General features: G+C 66.4%; 17 protein-coding genes. 4 read left to right on the top strand and 13 right to left on the bottom strand.

Annotated elements, in window-relative coordinates:
* Positions 1 to 18: 18 nt before the first annotated feature.
* Both ACFV4K_RS13945 and ACFV4K_RS13940 read right to left on the bottom strand, forming a co-directional pair.
* Complete coding sequence (locus ACFV4K_RS13945; RefSeq protein ID WP_379274867.1) at positions 19 to 423, bottom strand: VOC family protein; 405 nt, start codon at positions 421 to 423, stop codon at positions 19 to 21.
* Between the two features lie 86 nt (positions 424 to 509).
* Positions 510 to 875: a DUF4189 domain-containing protein gene (locus tag ACFV4K_RS13940; protein ID WP_379274865.1), complete on the bottom strand. Its 366-nt coding sequence runs from the start codon at positions 873 to 875 to the stop codon at positions 510 to 512.
* 225 nt (positions 876 to 1,100) lie between these two features.
* Here ACFV4K_RS13940 and ACFV4K_RS13935 point away from each other — a divergent pair, with 225 nt between their 5' ends.
* Positions 1,101 to 2,399, top strand: coding sequence for a family 1 glycosylhydrolase (locus ACFV4K_RS13935; protein WP_379274863.1), 1,299 nt, complete (start codon positions 1,101 to 1,103; stop codon positions 2,397 to 2,399).
* A 7-nt stretch (positions 2,400 to 2,406) separates the two neighbouring features.
* Here the strand turns inward: ACFV4K_RS13935 and ACFV4K_RS13930 are convergent, their stop codons facing one another.
* The 3 genes from ACFV4K_RS13930 to ACFV4K_RS13920 form a co-directional block, all read right to left on the bottom strand.
* On the bottom strand, positions 2,407 to 6,282 hold the full coding sequence (locus ACFV4K_RS13930) for a hypothetical protein (RefSeq protein WP_379274861.1): 3,876 nt from the start codon (positions 6,280 to 6,282) through the stop codon (positions 2,407 to 2,409).
* Positions 6,283 to 6,369: 87 nt separating this feature from the next.
* Complete coding sequence (locus ACFV4K_RS13925) at positions 6,370 to 6,825, bottom strand: hypothetical protein (protein ID WP_357094526.1); 456 nt, start codon at positions 6,823 to 6,825, stop codon at positions 6,370 to 6,372.
* Positions 6,826 to 6,912: 87 nt separating this feature from the next.
* Entirely contained in the window at positions 6,913 to 7,563 is a 651-nt protein-coding gene (locus tag ACFV4K_RS13920; RefSeq protein ID WP_379274859.1) for a TetR/AcrR family transcriptional regulator, read from the bottom strand.
* A gap of 86 nt (positions 7,564 to 7,649) precedes the next feature.
* Between ACFV4K_RS13920 and ACFV4K_RS13915 the strand changes: the two genes are divergently transcribed.
* Entirely contained in the window at positions 7,650 to 8,801 is a 1,152-nt protein-coding gene (locus ACFV4K_RS13915; RefSeq protein ID WP_379274857.1) for an epoxide hydrolase family protein, read from the top strand.
* A 155-nt stretch (positions 8,802 to 8,956) separates the two neighbouring features.
* Positions 8,957 to 9,580 carry an NAD(P)-dependent oxidoreductase gene (locus tag ACFV4K_RS13910; RefSeq protein ID WP_379274856.1) on the top strand — a complete coding sequence of 208 codons (624 nt, stop codon included), beginning with the start codon at positions 8,957 to 8,959 and terminating at the stop codon, positions 9,578 to 9,580.
* A gap of 7 nt (positions 9,581 to 9,587) precedes the next feature.
* On the opposite strand, the gene ACFV4K_RS13905 is transcribed toward ACFV4K_RS13910, so the two are convergent.
* The 3 genes from ACFV4K_RS13905 to ACFV4K_RS13895 form a co-directional block, all read right to left on the bottom strand.
* On the bottom strand, positions 9,588 to 10,361 hold the full coding sequence (locus ACFV4K_RS13905; RefSeq protein WP_379274854.1) for a transposase family protein: 774 nt from the start codon (positions 10,359 to 10,361) through the stop codon (positions 9,588 to 9,590).
* Positions 10,362 to 10,700: 339 nt separating this feature from the next.
* Positions 10,701 to 11,540, bottom strand: a complete 840-nt coding sequence (locus ACFV4K_RS13900) for a hypothetical protein (RefSeq protein WP_379274852.1) — start codon at positions 11,538 to 11,540, stop codon at positions 10,701 to 10,703.
* A 31-nt stretch (positions 11,541 to 11,571) separates the two neighbouring features.
* Positions 11,572 to 14,202, bottom strand: a complete 2,631-nt coding sequence (locus ACFV4K_RS13895; RefSeq protein ID WP_379274851.1) for a hypothetical protein — start codon at positions 14,200 to 14,202, stop codon at positions 11,572 to 11,574.
* A 531-nt stretch (positions 14,203 to 14,733) separates the two neighbouring features.
* On the opposite strand from ACFV4K_RS13895, the gene ACFV4K_RS13890 reads away from it, so the two are divergent.
* Positions 14,734 to 15,063, top strand: a complete 330-nt coding sequence (locus ACFV4K_RS13890) for a transposase (protein ID WP_379274868.1) — start codon at positions 14,734 to 14,736, stop codon at positions 15,061 to 15,063.
* Between the two features lie 6 nt (positions 15,064 to 15,069).
* On the opposite strand, the gene ACFV4K_RS13885 is transcribed toward ACFV4K_RS13890, so the two are convergent.
* The 5 genes from ACFV4K_RS13885 to ACFV4K_RS13865 are packed head-to-tail and all read right to left on the bottom strand — an operon-like array spanning position 15,070 to position 18,101.
* Entirely contained in the window at positions 15,070 to 15,273 is a 204-nt protein-coding gene (locus ACFV4K_RS13885) for a hypothetical protein (protein ID WP_379274849.1), read from the bottom strand.
* A 9-nt stretch (positions 15,274 to 15,282) separates the two neighbouring features.
* On the bottom strand, positions 15,283 to 16,041 hold the full coding sequence (locus ACFV4K_RS13880; protein WP_379274847.1) for an N-acetylmuramoyl-L-alanine amidase: 759 nt from the start codon (positions 16,039 to 16,041) through the stop codon (positions 15,283 to 15,285).
* 18 nt (positions 16,042 to 16,059) lie between these two features.
* Positions 16,060 to 16,446 (bottom strand): hypothetical protein, encoded by a 387-nt coding sequence (locus ACFV4K_RS13875; protein ID WP_379274845.1) that lies wholly within the window; start codon positions 16,444 to 16,446, stop codon positions 16,060 to 16,062.
* Between the two features lie 44 nt (positions 16,447 to 16,490).
* A complete protein-coding gene (locus ACFV4K_RS13870) occupies positions 16,491 to 17,783 on the bottom strand; it encodes a hypothetical protein (RefSeq protein WP_379274843.1) in 1,293 nt (430 codons plus the stop codon).
* A gap of 24 nt (positions 17,784 to 17,807) precedes the next feature.
* Positions 17,808 to 18,101 carry a hypothetical protein gene (locus ACFV4K_RS13865; RefSeq protein WP_379274841.1) on the bottom strand — a complete coding sequence of 98 codons (294 nt, stop codon included), beginning with the start codon at positions 18,099 to 18,101 and terminating at the stop codon, positions 17,808 to 17,810.
* Positions 18,102 to 18,109: the final 8 nt, after the last annotated feature.

Here is an 18,109-nt window from a genome sequence, read left to right as displayed (position 1 = left end):
CACCCGCCCCGATCCGGTTCAGGCGCGATTCGAGATCTGCTGAATGGCCCAGCTGTTGCCGTCGGGGTCGTCGAAGAAGGCAAACCCGTTGTTGTTCAACGGATCTCCCTCGGTGGTCGGCCCCGGCAGCACCTGGATGTCACTGACCTCGACACCCCGCTCGACCAGTTCGGCGTGGGCCCGCTTCAGGTCCGACACCACCAGCTGCAACCCCTTGAGGTAGCCGGGCTCCATCTTCGGGATGGCGCCCTCGCCGATCACGATCGAGCACCCCGACCCCGGCGGCGTCAGCTGGCAGATCCGGATCCCCGGCGCGGGCTGGGTGTCGTGGTCGACGTGGAATCCCAGCTTGTCGGCGTAGAAGTCCTTGGCGCGGTCCACGTCCGACACCGGGACGATGACCACTTCGAGTGTCCAATTCACGGCGGATCCTTCCGAATCGAGTGTTTCTCCCAGTAGTCGGAGCGACAGCACGGAAATCATCGTGAACGCTACCCCCGCGATCCGGCTCAGGCGCCGGACGTGCAACCGTGCACGACCACGGAGGCTCCGGCTCCCGCCCAGTCCCGGGCGACCCGGTCGGCGTAGCCGAGCGAGGATTCCCTGGCCCAGCCCCAGTGGCCGGACGACGAGACGGCCGCGGCCGCGCACTGGTTCATGAAGGTGATGACCCAGCCGCAGTCGGTGTAGCCGCAGCGGTTGTTGGCGGCGGTCGCGGCCTCCTGCCAGGTCGGGTAGTCCACGGCGATGGCGGCGTAGGTTCCGTTGTTGCCGATGGAGATCGCGCCGTGGTTGTAGGTGTAGGCGTTGGCGGGAGCGACCCAGGCGAGCAGGGCGACGCCGGTCATGGCCAGGGTGGTGACGAGCTTGTACATGGCTCGACAATGGAACCGGGCGGGCGCGCGGCCCAGTGCGCGACACCGTCAGGAGGGATGTCCTCGCAGGTCAGTGCGGTGGGACCGGAATTCCTGACCGGAACTCCCCGGCGCTCGCGATGCGAGCCGGGGCGCACCGTGATAGACCCGGTGCCGATCGCAGAACGAGTTCGACGAAACGGGGGGCCGATGCGACCGTTCGCGCGGCGAAACATGTTGGGACTCATGGCCGCCGGGGTGGCCGCCGGACTCGGCGGCGCCGGCGTGGCGCGCGCCCGGCCCGCACCGCCGCCGACGGTCGCTCCGCTCGGCGAGGACTTCCTGTGGGGCGTCTCGATGACGGGATTCCAGAGCGAAGGGCATGCGCCGGACAGCAATCAGTTCCGCTTCATGATGAAGTACGACGCCGAGCTGCGGGAGCGGCCGGATTCGGTGGACTTCCATACCCGGTACCCCGAAGATGTCGGGCTGGCCGGGGGCCTGGGCGTGCGGGTGTTCTCGACGACCATCGAATGGGCGCGGGTGCAGCCGCGCCCCGGGGAGTGGGACGAGGCCGGATTCGCCTTCTACGACCGGGTGCTGGATGCGCTCGCCGCCCAGGGCATCCGGCCGATGCTGGTGCTGAGCCAGTGGGTGCATCCCGGATGGGCGGCCGATCGCGGGGGCTGGCGGAATCCGGGGATGGTCGAGGACTGGCTGGCCAACGCGCGGAAGGTGGTGGAGCGCTATGCCTCCTGGGATCCGCTGTGGATCACGTTCGGGGAGGTCGGCAACTACGTCAAGTACGAGTGGGAGGACGGCGCGCTGGACATCGCCGAGATGCCGGTGATGCACGAGCGGCTCGCGCGAGCGCACAACGCGATCTACGACCACATCCATCAGGTGCAGCCGGGCGCTCGGGTCGGGATGTCGGTGCCGTTCTCGGCGGGGCTCACCGAATCGGTCTACAACCTGCCCGTGGTGGACCGCATCGCCGATCGACTCGACTACCTCGGCATCGTCCAGGCGTACACCTTCACCCCGCAGTCGCTGCTGGCGCAGTCGCCGCTGCGGTGGAGCAGTCCGGTCGAGCATCTCGTCCAGCCGGAGTCCATCTACTACGCACTGGACTTCTACGCGCGCCGCTACCCCGGGAAACCGTTGTACGTCACCGGCAATGGCATGTTCCTGATCGACGGGCAGCCCCGCGCGGACGGCTACTCCCCCGCGGATCAGCTGCGCGATACCGCCTACTGGCTGCAGCGCGCCCGGGCCGACGGCATCGACGTCATCGGCTACAACCGGTGGGGCCTCACCGACACTTTCGAATGGGGCACCTACGCACTGCGTTTCGGCCTCTACTCGGTCGACGTGCGCACCGACCCGGCCCTCACCCGCCGGGCCACCCCGGCCGCCGACGCCTATCGCGGCCTGATTCGCGACGGCGGCGTTCCCGCCGATTACCGCCCGGTCCGCGCCCTGGTCGACTGCAATCTCGCCGAGACGCCCGTCAGCTGCACCGATCCGTTGACTGTCCCGCGGTGACCGGCACTCACGGGCACAGCGCGGGCAGGTGGCGGCCGGGCAGGTATGAGCCGAGCTGCGCCGCAATGGAATCGCGGGTCAGTCCGCAGATGCGGTCGACGGCGTGGTCCGGGTTCAGGTCCCACATGCGCAGCACCCCGTTGTCGCCGCCGCCGATCAGATAGTTCGCCTTCGGATGGAAGGCGACCCGCCACAGTGACGAGGCGGGCGGGGTGATGGACTGCCCCACCGCCTTCGGGTGCGCGGGATCCGAGACCTGCCACAGTCGCACGGTCGAATCGGTGCCGCCGGTCGCGAAGTACCGGCCGTCGGCGCTGTAGTCCACCGCCGCCGTCCCGATACTGCTGACCGGCAACGGATCTCCCAGGGGCGCGATATCGCCGGGATCGCCGATCGAGTAGAACCGCACGGTCCCGCCGTCCCAGCCGACCGCGGCGATCTGATGGTCCGGGCTGACCGCCAGACCGGTCACCCCGTGCGGATGGTCCGCGTCGACCCCTCCCAGCGGCGCCCGGACACCCTCGGCGGTCAGCCCGTTCCACACCTGGAGTTTGTCGGTGAGCGAGACCACGACCCGCCCGTCCCGGCTGGCCGCCAACTGGATTCCGGTGTCGAGCAGCTTGCGCGACGGCGGCACCAGGATGGGCGCGCCGACCTTGACCGGCTGCGACGGATTCGAGTAGTCCCAGATCAGCATTTCGGGGACGGGCAGCGCGTGCGTCGTCGCCAGCAGCGGCCGGTCGTAGGCGAAGGAGACCGAGACCGCGCCGGCGAAGGTGGTGACCTCGACGGGCTGTGCGGGCGTGCTGATGTCGATCAGCGTCATCACCCCGTGCCGCAGCAGCGCGGTGTACCTGCCGTCGTGGCTGACGGCGGGCACGGGGTCCATGACCATGCCGGGCAGCTGGTAGTCGGGGCTCGCGATGGTGCCGAGTATCCGTGCCGCGGCCGGATTCTCGATATCCCAGATGTGCGCGTCCGCGCCCGGCGCGGCGGTCACCATGCGGCGGCCATCGGCACTGATCGCCTCGACCAACGGCGCGACCTGCCCGGCCTGCCCGGCAAGCACGGCGGTGGGCAGCGACCACCGCTGCACCACGCCGCCGCCGAGCCCGAGCGTGAGGTGCCGGCCGTCGCGGGCGAACGCCACGGTGGTCACGTTCGCGGTGCACCGGTGCCCGTCGTTCGTGGTGGGGCAGGTGGTGGAGTTGCCCGCGAGCGGCGATCCGAGCATGGTCGGCTGTGCCGGATCGGCCAGATTCCACAGTGTGGTGCCCGACGCGGTCACCGCCGCGAGGACCTTCCCGTCCGGGCTGAGGGCCGTCCCGGCCAGCATGTTCACCGCCGCGACGGTGAACGGCGCGGCCATCTGAACGGGGTTGTCCGCGTTGTCGATACGCATCAGGCGCACCGTGGTGGCGGCCGGGCCCGCCGTGCCGGTGGTCGCGAAGTCGGAGATCGCTACCACCGGAACGTCGTCCGCGATCGAGACCGTGATGGTGCCCGGAGATTCCGCGATCGGCGTCGGATGCGGGGCCTCCCGCCTGCCGTCCGCGCCCCACGCCAGCAGGGTCAGGACGCTCGACATCGGGCTGCTGTCCCGGCGGGCGAGGGTGATCAGGCTGCGGTCGCCCGCCACGAACGCCGCCCCGATCAGCTCGCCCTCGACCGGGAATCGGGCCGGAAGCTGTTTCGGCGCGGCCACATCCGAGACGTCCCAGAGCCGGGCCTCGCGGCTGTGGCCGACGGCCAGGGTCCGTCCGTCGTGCGACAGGTACGCCGACAGCACCGGGGCACCGGTGTCGATGGTCCGGATCAGTCGCGGATGCGCCGGGTCGGAGATGTCGCGGACGCGTACCTGCTGGTCCGGGCCGCCGGTGACCACCACGGTCCCCCGGACACTCACCGCGATGGACCGTTCCACCGGATCGGGGATCGGAGCCCCGACCGCGGCGATCGCACCGGACGCGGTGCGCTGCCACAACCGCAGCGCGTGATTGTCGCCCGCGGACAGGATCGCGCCGTTGTCGAGCTCGGTCACCTGCACCACGGTGCCGGGATGATCGACGAATGTGGTTGCCACCGGCAGGTTCTGGCTGGCGATCAGCCGCGACGTGAGGTCCGGGTCGTCGGGGCGCAGCCGGTGGGCCAGCACGTCCAACTGGGCCGAGAGCGTCGGATCGGTGTTCTGCAGCCGGTCGGCGTCGCTGAGGACGCTGCGGAAGAAGGCGTCGTCGCGTTCCCGGGCGGCATTGGTGGTCGCGAAGTAGCCCGCGACCGCCGCCACCAGCAGCACCACCACGCCCAGCACCATCCCGGCCCGGATGCCCCGCACCCGCCGCTCGGCGCGGATCGATGCGCCGAGGAATTCACCGCCCGTCCCGCTCAGCCCCCGCCGGTGTTCGCGTGCGCTCGCCAGGCGGCCCTCGCGATACAGCAGCGCCCTACTGCGTTCGGCCGCCAGCCATTCCGCGGCGTCGGCGACGAGCCGCTGCCGCACCAGGTGTCCTTCGCGGTCGTCGTCGATCCAGCCGCGCAGTCGCGGCCAGGCGTCGAGCACGATCTCGTGGGCCAGGGTCGCGGTGTCCTGGTCGAGGGTGACCAGCCGCGCCCGGACCAGGATTTCCAGGGCGGTGGCGGCCGCCTCGGGATCGGTGGCGCGGGCGATCAGCTCGTCGCGGGCCGGGCGGCGGCGGGTGTCGCGGGTTCCCGAACCGACATGCACCATGTGCGGCAACAGTTCCCGGGCCGCGGCCTGCTCGGTCTCGTCGAGCTTGGCCCAGGCCTCGTCGGCGGTGGCGGCCACCGAGCCCGCGACGCCGCCGGCCGCCCGGTAGCCCGCGAGGGTGAGCCGGGTCCCGTCGCGGCGCTGCCAGATCGCCTGCATCACATGGGAGAGCAGCGGGAGCACCCCGGAAGGGTCGGCGTCGGAGTTACCGCCGAGACCCTCGAGTTCGGTGCGGATGATCTCCGGCAGTCCGGCATCCAGTCTGAGCCCGGCCCGCTGGACCGGTTCGGTGATCACCGCGGTCAGCTCGTCGGCCCGCATCGGCCCCAGGATGAAGCTGCGGCGGGCACACGCCTCCCCCAGCGCGGGGTGCTCGAGACAGCGGGCGAAGAAGTCGGCGCGCACGCCGAGCACGACGGTGATGCCCGATTCGGCCCAGTCCCGCAGGCGATTCGGCAGTTCGCGTTCGGCCGGATCGGTGTCCGCGCCGACGAACAGCTCCTCGAACTGGTCGACGATCATCAGGCGCCGGGGCCCGGTCGCCGCCGGTTCGGCGGGCGGGCTGCCGGGCGTGCCGGTGCCGACCGACCAGTCCTCACCGAGCGACGGCACCAGGCCCGCCGCCAGCAGCGAGGACTTGCCCGCGCCGGAAGCCCCCACCAGCACGATGATCCCGCCCCCGACCCCGGCCGTGTCGCGCACGAGGGCGGCGAGCTCCCCGGTCACCCGTTCACGCCCGAAGAAGCGGTCGGCGTCCGCGCCGCGGTAGGGCTCCAGGCCCGGATACGGGCAGTCGGAGTCGAGATCCGGTGTCCACGAGGCGCATTCGCGCACCAGCCGCTGCCACTCCCGCAAGCTCGACAGTTCCGGGGGGACGGGCGCGCCGGTCTCGCGCGCCAGGTCGAGCAATGTCAGCAGCACCGGCCGCAGCGAATCGAACTGGGCGGGCACGTTCTGGCCGCGCCGCCAGGCGCTGATCCGCTGCACCCGCACCGCGCCTCCGCGCGTGTCCGCAGCGCGAGTCGCCTTCATCCGCTGATTGGCGGACCGGGCGACGCGTTCCAGGGTCGGGTTTCCGGCGTGCTCCCATAACAGCGCCAGTCGCCGGGTGAACAGCTCACGGGGTGGCGGTATCCGATCACCGGACGCTGTCATCACTCTCCCCAACGCGCGTTCCGCCAGTGCCGCAATCGATTTCGATCGCGGCCCCGGCCTACGCACCCAGGGTATCGCCCGAGGGCGTCACTCCGGCGAGTAGAAGGTGCCCTTGCCCGCGATGTGGGGGAGATCGGTGTCGATGGTGACCTCCACCCGCCCGGGGCCGGTCGGCAGCGTCTCCGGCACCCACAGCGCGTTGCTCGGCCCGAACGGCGTGCCGTCGCCCAGCGGAACCGGCGGGAAGCTGCCGCTCGCACCGGTATCCAGATTGCGCCAGCTCAGGGTCGCCGTCGCGCCGCAGCCCGGGTTGGGGATGGGCAGGAACGTGAATTCGGCGCGCACCCAGACGGTTTGCTTGCCGTAGTAGGTGTTCTGCGGATCGTGGAACGCCTGGATCTGGCCGAAACAGGGGAAGGCTCCCGACCCGGCGGTGTAGGCGGGGGTGAAGGTGGTGACCGGGTCGGCGGCGGCGGTGCCGGTGGCCGCGAACAGCGCGGCCGCGGCGAGCGGCAGGGCGAACAGGGGACGGATCCAGCGCATCGCGACTCCTCGAATTGATTACGGGGACAAACGAATGTCGGCGAGAACCCGGCCAACGCTACCGTTCACTGGTCACGGCGCTATCGGTCACTGCTCACGACGCTGCCAGCGGTGCGCGAATTCGCCCGGGGCGGGCGGCGGTCCGGGCAGATCGCCGGTGGCGGTGAGACCGTCGACGAGCAGGGCCAGCACGCGGCGGCGCAGCTGGGCGGTGCGTTCCGGATCCGGCAGCGTGACGGCGGCGCAGGCCTCGAGGATCAGGCCCAGATCGGCGACGGTGACCTCCGGGCGCAAGGTGCCGGATTCCTGTGCGCGGCGCAGCAGTTCGTCATTGAGCTCGGCGCTGCGCAGCACGTCGGGCAGGATCGAGTCGTCGGCGGTGAAGGTGCCGGCCAGGTGCACCGCCAGCGAGTGGACGTCGGCGTCGACGACATTGCGCAGAAACTCCACCAACCCCGCCCAGCCGTCGGGATTCTCCAGGGCCGCTTCGGCTTCCGCGTTGTAGCGCCGCAACCCGCTGTAGCAGAGGGTGCGCAGCAGGTCCTCCTTGCTCGGGTAGCGGCGGTAGAGCGCGCTGATGCCGACGCCCGCGCGCTCCGCGACGGCCGAGATCGGGGCCTTGGGTTCGGCGAGGAACACGTCGCGGGCGGCGGCCAGGATCAGTTCGTCATTGCGCGCGGCCTGGGCCTTGCGCCCGGGCAGGGCCCGCTGAGCTGAGGTTTCGGCTGTTTTCGACATGAATCGAGAATAGCACTTGAACGGAACGATCCGTTCCGTTATGGTTTGAACAGAACGAAGCATTCCGTTCCACAAAGGAGAGAATGATGAACGCCCAGCCCACCACCGCGATCCGCCCGTTCCGCATCGACGTCCCCCAGGCCCAGCTGGACGATCTGGCCGACCGCCTGCGCAAGACCCTGTGGCCGAACGAGCTCCCCGGTGTCGCGGACGCCTACGGCGTCACCAACGACCGGGTGCGCGGGCTGGCGAAGTACTGGCTGGAGGAGTTCGACTGGCGGGCACTGGAGGCGAAGCTCAACGCCTACCCGCAGTTCACCACCGAGATCGAGGGCGAGGACATCCACTTCCTGCACGTGCGGTCCGCGCGGGCGGACGCCACCCCGGTCGTCCTCACCCACGGCTGGCCCGGCTCGGTCCTGGAATACCTGGACGTGATCGCCCCGCTCACCGAGCCCGAGGACGTCAAGGCGCCCGCCTTCCACGTGGTCATCCCCTCGCTGCCGGGCTTCGGGTTCTCCGGCCCGACCCGGTCCACCGGCTGGAGCCGCTACCGCACCGCCGGCGCCTGGGTGGAGCTGATGAACCGGCTCGGGTACGAGCGTTTCGGCGCGATCGGCAATGACGGCGGCTCGATGGTCTCCCCCGAGATCGGCCGCATCGCCCCCGACCAGGTGGTCGGAGTCCATGTGACGCAGCTGTTCTCGTTCCCGTCCGGCGATCCGGCCGAGATGGCCGGCCTGTCCGAGGAGGACATGGCGGCGCTGGCGCACCTGCAGTGGTTCTACGAGAACAAGATGGCCTTCAACACCCTGCACAGCCAGCAGCCGCAGACCATCGCGTTCGCGCTCGCGGATTCGCCGGTGGGCCTGCTGGGTTGGAACGCGCAGCTGTTCAGCGAGGGCCTGGACGATGACTTCGTCGTCGGCAACACGGCCGTCTACTGGCTGACCGGCACCGCCGGGTCGTCGCTGCGCTTCTACTACGAGGACGCGCACGCCGAGCAGCCGCAGGGCCCGACCACCGTGCCGACCGGGCTGGCCATGTTCAAGGGTGACTTCCAGTCGATCCGCCGCTTCGCCGAGCGGGATCACAAGAACATCGTGAGCTGGCATGCGTACGACGTGAATTCGTCCACGTCGACGAGCGCCAATGACGCCGCCGGGCACTACGCCGCGCACGAGGCGACCGACGTGCTGGTCGCCGACATCCGCGAATTCTTCGCCGGTTTGCGCTGATTCGCCTCCGACGGGCCCGCACCCCCAGGGTTGCGGGCCCGTCGCATGTCTGGACCCACGCGCATGTTCGCGAGACGCGCGGCGATGTTCCCCGGCGGCTCCCGTTGATGTACTTATTTCACCTTCGCAACAACGAATAACCCGAGGTGAGAGACATGAACATCGCCCTTTTCGGAGCCACCGGAACCGTCGGCCGCCACGCGGTCACCCAGGCCCTCGCGGCCGGGCACCAGGTCACCGTCCTGGTTCGCGATCCGGCCACACTGACCGTCACCCACGAGCGGCTGCGAGTCGTCACCGGCGACGTCCTGGACCCCGCCGCGGTCGAGCGCACCGTCCTCGGACAGGACGCGGTGATCGTGGCGCTGGGCGCGGGCCGCAAGGGCGTGGTGCGCGCCGAGGGCACCCGCCACATCATCGAGGCCATGAACCGAACCGGCGTGAAGCGGCTGATCTGCCAGTCCTCACTCGGCGTCGGCGACAGCGCCGGCAACCTCAACTTCGTCTGGAAGTACATCATGTTCGGCATGCTGCTGCGCTCGGCCTTCGCCGACCACGTCCAGCAGGAGCAGTACGTACTGGCCAGCGATCTGGACTGGACCATCGTGCGGCCCAGCGCCTTCACCGACGGCCCGGCCACCGACGACTACCGCCGCGACTTCCCGGGCACGGAATCCGGCCTGAAGCTGAAGATCTCGCGCGCCGACGTGGCCGGATTCCTGGTCGAGCAGCTCGCCGACACCACGTATGTGCGTCGCACGCCGGGCATTTCGCACTGAGCCTTTTTCATCCTCGTTCGGATTGAATCTCGCGGTCTTGCAGGACGTGGATGGCCTTGGCCAGCGGACCGGCCTTGTACGGGCAGCAGCGTAGTTTCTGCAGCACCTTCCAAGTTTTCAGCTGCGCGTTCGCGCGTTCTCCACGGCCGCGAAGCCGCGTGTGAGCACGGTTTGAGTTCTTCTGCGATGCCGGTTTGCCGCGGCCCTTGTACGGAGTGGTCAGCCCCTGGACTCCCTGATATCCCTTGTCCGCCAACATGATCAGACCACACCGTTCGAGTTCGTGCAGGATCTGCCAGATCCAGGCGGCCTTGCTGTCGTGCACGCTGCCGGGTAACGCGCCCGATACCCACACGATGTCTCCGTCGGGGGTGGCGATGACCTGCACGTTCATCCCGTGGCGGCGGTGTTTGCCCGAATAGTAGGGGCGGTCGGCTGCCACCCGGTCGATCGGGATCAAAGTGCCGTCCAGGATCAGGTAGGCGTGCCCGTCGATTCCGGCCTGCCGCAACGCCGATCGCAGCGTCGGCGCTCGGGCCGCGAGCAGCTCCACGGTCTCCTCGACATAGCGCCACGCGGTGGTCGTCGACACCTCGAATCCGGCTGCGAGGTCACGGAAGGTTTCGCCTTTCCGCAGGTGAGCCAGCACGAGCAGGGCCTGACGGGCCGGGTCGAGTTTGCGCCAGGACGAACCGATCACGCGGCGGTGCCGGCGAATCAACCCGGCGACGAAGTGGAGGGTCCGGCGTGACAACGACAGCGCGGAACGGTAGAACAACACAGAAGCCCCTGGTCGTACGGTGATCTCAGCAATCCCGCTCTACCAGGGGCTTCGTCTATCCACCGGGCTACACGCCGCACCAAACACCAACAGCCACAACAGCATCCATCACGGATGAAAAAGGCTCAATGAAAGTCTAATGCAGCATTTACAAATGCAACAGCGCCATCAAGATCAGCACACATGATCTCATCCCACCGGGCATTCTATCGCGCGGAGAACGGTCCGACGGATGCTGTTGGTCCGCATGAACTCCGTCGGCCGTTGTGCCGGTAGGCGGTTCGTGCTTGTCCTTGCCTTTCAACTCAGCGACTGGACATGCGGCCTGAATGTGAATACTCACGCTTCTTTTGTGTCGTCAGGACGCGCATTGCCTTGAGGTTTCGAATTCTTCTTCCACTTTTCGATCTCTTTCAGAAAATGATCATACTCTTCGACAACCGGCCCATCGATTGGAATTCTTCGCCACCACCAGGCCATATTGTAGTCTTTAAGTTTCGCTTTCCACGCGATCCACAATTTTGAATCTTCGACAGTAATCAATTGATAGATCTTGTCATATCGATCAATCCAGTCAGTAACTCGATCACGAAGCGGATCATCGATGTTTTCGACAACTTCCGCTATTTGGTCCCGAGCCCGAAGCATTCTCACCATACTCTCGGCCGAGAAGGAGTTCCAACGAGTTTCAGGCTCCGATATCGAATCGCCGAGCCAAAGAACACCTAGCGCCCACGACAATAGAATCCAATCCGCAGACTCTTGTGAACCACGGTACCCTGAGTACACCATGGATGTCAGTCGAACGAAATCCTCTTCGCCCAGACAATCCAACGCATCCCAGCCTGGCATCGAGCTCGCGATATTCTGGAATGCCGTCCCAGCGATAATGTCTTTGCGCACGGGAATGGACGCTATAACTTCATCTCGATGGTTGATGAACTCATTTTCCCCATTTGGAACGACAAATGAATTCAGAACCTTGCTCAGAATCTCTCGCTCCTCGAGAGTGACGGGAATTCTCCACCCCCGCAGAGTTCCGGCCAGAGTGTCTGCGCACAGCTGCCATTCTCCTCCGTAGTTCTCTATCCTCAGAATCTCAACCAAATTGGGAGGCAATCGCTTCTCAAGACCGTCCAGCAACCTCGCGAGCAAACTATACGTCTGCGAAGCCTTCATCATACCCTCGTTTCAACTGAAAGACTCACCGTTACCCAAGTTCACGCAACGGCTGAGGATTGCCGTCATCGTCATTTCTCATAACTGCCTTGCCCTTGGAATCTTTGCCGCCTTGCGGTATCGCGCTGACGACTTTACCATCCAGTTCTAGCACAACTACGACATCGACACCGTCGCGCCTACCTTCGACTAGCCAGCGATCCTTCGGCTGTTTCTCGGTTCCAAGTTGATACACTGGAATGGCATCGGGGTTGCGGGCAATGTCCAAAACTACGTCCTCAATCTTAGACTCGTCCCAACCCTCGGGAAATACGTTCTTTCCCGGCTCGGCACTCTCGAAATGATGGCCGCCACCCGTGTGATCACCCCATAGAATATGTGTCATTTTGGACCCAATTTGGATCTTCTCAGGATCGACGTCCGACTTTACATCGTCCCATTTATTGGGCTGCCGCACCGCGGGTTGCGATGGCTTGGATTTCTGCTTTTCTTTCTCGGCCTTTTGCTTTTCCTGGGCATCGAACTCGTCCCAGCCTGAGCTACTTGAAGAGGTTGCCCCTCCCTGTTGCTGCTCCCAAGCGTCCCAATCGTCTTGCCACGCCGGCCGGTCGCCGCTGGAGCCAGAACCAGCATTTCCATTGACCTGCGCTTTGAAGACTGCCTGGGTCTCGGCAGTGACTTTGGAACTATTGTGAGCTGTCGTAGCGTCATCGGAGCCACGGCCGAGCCCTACTGGATCGCTGTCAGCACGCCGATCAGGTATGGCCGCATCATGATCGAGCTTGTCTGGTGTACGTCGGGGGACCGACGCGCCGACCAGCGGATCGCGGCGGAACGGGTTTAGCATCAATCCGTTGGGAAGGTCCGGATTTCCTGTTCTTCCGGTTATTCCGTTAGGAGCGGCCAGCTTCTGCGGTATCTCGCCGATCCCGTTGGAAGGTTCTTTGGGTCCGGGAAATTCGATTCCGCCTGCCGGGAAATCAGGAGGGCCAACTGGCGGACCGGGAGGCTGATCCTGCACCGGGTCGGGTCGGGTGGGTTCTGGGGTTTGGTCGGCATCTCCGGTTGTGTGGGTGGGTTCGTTCTTGGGGGCCTCGGCCTGGGGTTTGGGCTGTGGGGCTGGTTCGTCGGCCTTCGGCTGTTCAGTTCGTCCGCCAGGCTGAGTGGTGTTCGGCTTTTCCACCGACGGGCCGGTGCCGTCTGTTTTCGATACGGGAACATCGACGTCCGGGAGGCGGGAGGTGATCTTGTTGATCTTCAGGGCGAGGCCGGCGCCGTCGGTTCCGACGGTCGTGATGAGGTTCGACACGACAATTCCGGTGGCGTAGGACCAGTCGCCGCGGGCCCACTCGTCCCAGGCGATCAAGTCCTTGCCGAGGGCCTTCCAAGTGTCCAGAACACCGGGACCACCCTCACGACCCAGACCGACCAGCGATCCCATCCCGTAGAGAGAATCCATCCACGCGTTCTCGACACCCGGACCACCGATACCGGCCTTTGCTCCGGCATCCTTGACCGAATCCCACACCGGACTCACCAGGCCGGCACCGAACGAGACCGTGTTCTCCCAGAAACTCTTCTCCATGAACGGATCCGGAGCAGGCGCCTCTTTCTGCCGGTGATACTTGTCGACCGGGTAGAGGTATTCGCCCCTCCAATTCAGTGCAGCAAGCCCACTGGTTCCATCCGAATAGTTGACACGAACATACTTCGCCGGTTCCGCATTACTCAGCGGGGAAACGAGTTCGGGCCGAGACGAGATGTAGATGTCGACCGGATTTCCGTCCGGATCGATTCCATGAAGCATTCTCGGAGGTGCGGGACTCGCGGGAACAAGCCCCGGCACAGAAGGGTCAGACACGGTCAGCGAGTCACCCGAGACAGTTTCATAATAGTTCGGCGATGCGATCAGGTAAGGTGCTTGCCCCGGGATCGTTACGATGATCGATTTCGCATCGGCTGTGACCTCGAGGATCGTCCCACTCGGAAGCTCCATCTTCTCGCCGGCCGCTTCGGGCATCCGGTGCTCCATAGCCGTCGTGTCCTCAATACTGACCAACGGGAACGGCTTTTGTTCCGGAGGCGGCGGATCGACATACAGAGTTTTGAACACGCCCGAACCCACCGGACTGCCAGCGGGACTCGCCGGAAAACCAACGGGCACGTCCTGAACACTCGGCACCGGCCGCTGAGGCTCCGCCGACGAAGGCACCGGAGGCAATACGGGATTCGAGTTCGGTGAACCGCCCGACGGTTCGGTCTGTGGTGGTTTCTCCCCAACCGGCTGTGAAGGTTGTAGCTGCTGGTCCTGTGGGCGCGTCGCCTGTCCGGGGTTCGGCACGGTTCCCGGTGTCGGGATCCGATATCCCTGGTCATCAAGCTGCGAGAAGGCGTCGGGGTCGGCGACGAACGCTGACCCGGGCAGGACCACGTCGGGTATCTGATCGGTGCTCAGTGCCGCAGTGCTGGAAAGCATTTCACGAACCGACGCGATTCGCTGGAAAGCGCTCAGCGCACCAGCCTCATTCCGTACATTGAGGGTGATAGCCCGGGGAGCTCGACCGCTGGTGCTCTGCTGTCGACCAGTGCCTGCCGCAACGGCGGGGGAGATACTCGACAACCACTCCGGCCCAAAACCAGCGCGGGTCGCCGCAGTTGTCACGACAGATCCTTTTCGTCGCCTGAACCGCGGGCCTGGGAGATACGATGACGGAGTTGGTATACGAGACCGGCGTACGCGTCTGTCTTGCTAGGCGCCTCCGATACCAATCCCCGGGGGTGAGTAGCAGACCAGAGCCCTTCATCGGTTTTCACGTAGTCCGAAGGGGGCTGGTGGTTGCCGAAGCGGATAGATTCGACGATTTCCTTGTCGGGCATCGGGTATCAGGGCCTTCCAGAGGTGAGCACGGGGAAGATCCCGACACCCTCGACAGGGCTCGGGACCTGAGCAGGTGGGTAGGTGGGTCCCGCCGCCGATCGAGGGGGACATCTGGGGGCGGGACCCGTTGCACCCCTATGTGGCTGGTGTTCTTCATGCGGTGACGGCCGCGGCTCGAGCAGAATGTTCGGGTGATGGGGCGTGTGCCGGGCCAGGGTGATCTGCTGCGGTCGACGGTTGAGTTCCGCGCGGGCAGGTGAGAACTCGATTTACGCTGTGCTGCACCGCGAATGCGGGTGGTTGTTCCCAGACGAGATGTTCGGCGACCTGTTCACCGATATCGGCCGTCGCAGTGTGCCGCCGATGATCGTGGCGGTGGTGTTGGCGTTGCACCGGATCGAGGGGTATTCGGATCGGGAAGCCGTGGAACGGTTCGCGTTCGACACGCGCTGGAAGTACGCCGCTGGCGGCCTTGCTTTCGAATGTCCCGGGGTCGTGCACACGGTGCTGGTGGAATGCGCGCGAGGCTGGCCCGCTCGGATCGGCCGAACCACATTTTCGATGCTGTGCTCGATGTCGCGCGCGAGGCCGGGCTGGTGGGTCGGCGCCGGGTGCGACAAGGCTTGTTCGACACCAGCCACCTAGGGCCTATTACGCCGTCTTGACACGTGCTCTGGCGCTTTCCTTCATGCGGTTGCCCTGGTTGATGCGGGCGATACGTTGCGCCGTGTGGACGTCACCGACGTTGTTGAAGTTGAAGACATCTCCGCCGCCGGTCCTTCCCGGGACGCGGCCGGGCAGGACCAGGTCTCCGGGCCGCCAGGAGGGCACCGGCTGTGATCTCGAAGGAGCCATCGTGTGCCTCTACTGCTCGAGGCGCTCGAGGCGGGCGCGGATGTCGGCGAGAGCGTTGACGATCGTATGGTTGTCCAGTTGCGGCCAACCGGCGTACTGGCCCGTGTCGCGCTGGGCTTGGCCGCACAGCTGTTCGCGGATGTCTTTGACATCGCTGCCGATCGGGCCGCAGAAACCGGCGATGAAATCCTCGATTTGTTTAACTTCTGCTGCGCTCATGGGCGCGTCCTCTCCCTCGATGAGAGCCTGGACATCGCGGCGGAACTCGTCCATGTCGATGCCGGCGGGGTCGATCTTGCCTTCGCTGCTGTATTCGCGGTGGGCGACGCAGTCGGAGGCAGCGCGGTCGAGGCGGCGCAGGATGGCCGCGCAGCCGCGTTTGTAGGCGTCGAGTTGCGCTGGGGTCCAGTCAGTTCCGTCACCGCAGGATACCGCCTCGATGCCGATTACGTGATAATTGGCATTGTTGGTAGGCCAGCCGGGCCAGGAGCCGCGGCCGGCGTGCCAGCACACGCCAGCCGCGATGACCCGATAGGTGCCGTCACGCTCCAGAACCAGCTGAGCCAGTGGCCCTTCCAGGCCGGGACGGCCATATTCGACTACTTGCCAGTCGTTTTCGCTGCCGCCCGCGGTGTGGTGGCAGAGCACGCCGCGGATGTCGGCGAAGTCGCCGTGGCCGCGGTCGCGCCAACCCTCATGTTCGATGACGCACAGGCCCGCTTCGCGCAGGACGTCCGCGAGCCAGATGGGATCACCGGTCCAGGACATAATGGGACCTCTCGCTGTTCAGCTTATGCGGACAAAGGTGCCAGTTCCGGCCTGGATGGTCGATTCCCAGCCGGCGAAGCCCGCGGTGCACTTCGCCTGGACGGATATCTGGTCGCCGCCCGCGAGATCCGCTGTGCCGGAGATGATCAGGACTCCCGAGTTGCCGCTCATCGTCCCCGATGTCGCGACGAGCACTCCGTTGACCATCAACTGGGCTTCCTGGGACGGGTTATTGGTACCTCCGGCGAAGGTCACGTTCGCGACCAGGGCGGCGCCCGCTTTCGCACCCTGAATCTCGAGCGCGTTGCCAGTGACCACCGAGCCGGGATATCCGATGGTTTCGGCGGTCCAGTCGGGGACCTCAGTCATGGCGGCGGTCATCTTCCGGGTGCCGTTCTTGGTCATTCCCGAGGCCTGGAAGGTCTGGCCGCCGATGAATAGGAGCGACATCAGGAAGTCACACCCCTGAGGCTCGCCTGGAGCCCCTTGCCCGCGGGATTGTCCGCGGTGGTGATGTGGACCGTGATCCGTTCACCTGCCGCGAAAGTCCAAGGACCACCGGCGGTTACCGTTGTGTCGAGGGCATGGCTGGTTGCCGCGATGGTGGCGGCGGTGCCCGCGATGGCGGTTCCGTTGCGGCGCAACTCGACGACGAGATTGCCAGTGCCGGCGGTCTCACCACGATAGGTGATCGAGCTGATGGCGACGTTTCGCTCGATGCGCAGGCCCTCGGGCATCACATTGCCCGGACCGGTGGCCCGATTTCCGTTGTGCGACTTGAACGCGATGTCATAGACCTGCCCGGCAGCGGTCGGCGTGCGGGAGTCGGTCAGGCGCGAGTCGGAGGTCGCTACGGCGGCGAGGGTGGTGCGTGCCGTGACGGCGTCGGCGGCGGTCAGCAGCGAACGGCCGAGCGTGGTCGCGTCGGAAATCTGCGCGACCGCGTGCGTATGGGCTGTCGGGGTGCGCGCGTTCGCAAGGCGCGGGTCATCGCCGGCGACCGCGGTGGTGGCGGTGCTGCCGATGGTCGGCGCGAACGTTGCGGGCTTGCCGGTGATGCCGGCCCAGTCGGTGGCGCCGGCGGGCCCGCGAATGACGATGCCCTGACCATTCGGCGTCCAGCCGCCCGCCGTGGCGCGGTAAACGTACAGCAAGCCATCGGCTTTGACGACATACTGCGCGCCGTCCTGAGGCGCGGCGGGCAGCTCCGCGTAAGTGGCTGCCTGGCCGTCGATCTGCAGCCCAGCACCGCGCTCGCCGCGCACAACCGCGTTCCCGGGAGTGGCGGGCACGGGCGAGACGAGAGTGAGATCGACCAGTCCGGTCGAACCGGCATCCGGGTTGGCCGAGTCGGGACCGGCGGTGTATTTCGGAACCGCGAAGCTGAACGGCTCCAGGGGAATCGGCTGACCGTCGTAGTTCAGGTCGAAGGACACCCGCCACGTCCAATCCTTCGGATTGGTGTCATTGCCGGGCGCGACGAGTCGGATGCCCCGCTGACCACGCCACGTCAGATAGCCGAACTCGTCCAGTTCACACACATAGTGTTCGGGAAGCTGCACGTAGGTGGCGGGTGCCGGTTGTGCGCCCGCGACCAGGACTTTCGGTGCGTCCGCGGTGAAAGTGACGGTACCTGCGAGCGGCGGGAACTCGGGCAGGTCACCGATATCGGGGCCGTCGGCGGTGTTCGCGAGGTAGCGTCCGACGACCTTGCCGTATTCGAGCGGGGGCAGATCGGCCATGGATCAGTGCCTTTCGTGGGGAGGTCAGGAGGCAGCGGGCGCGGTGGCGAGCTGCACGGTGAACGTCTGGCCGGCGGTGACGGCGAAGCTGGTGCTCGCGGTCAGGCTCACGGCCTGCGCATCGGTCGAGGGGCCGGTGGCGACCACCGTTCCTTCAACGATGATCCGAATGGTCGGCTCCGGATCCACCGGCGACGGATCGGGGGCGGGAGCAGCGCCCGGGTATCCGGCCCGCTCGGTGGCCCAGTACGGGGTTGTTCCGGGAGTGTCGGATTCGGCGGGAGGAAACGAAACGGGGTATCCATTCGCGGATGTCATCGCGAGAT

The sequence above is a fragment of the Nocardia sp. NPDC059764 genome (assembly GCF_042732555.1).
Taxonomy (GTDB): Bacteria; Actinomycetota; Actinomycetes; order Mycobacteriales; family Mycobacteriaceae; genus Nocardia.
Note: the sequence above shows the minus strand (reverse complement) of the source record. Positions and strands in the feature narration are given on the sequence as shown.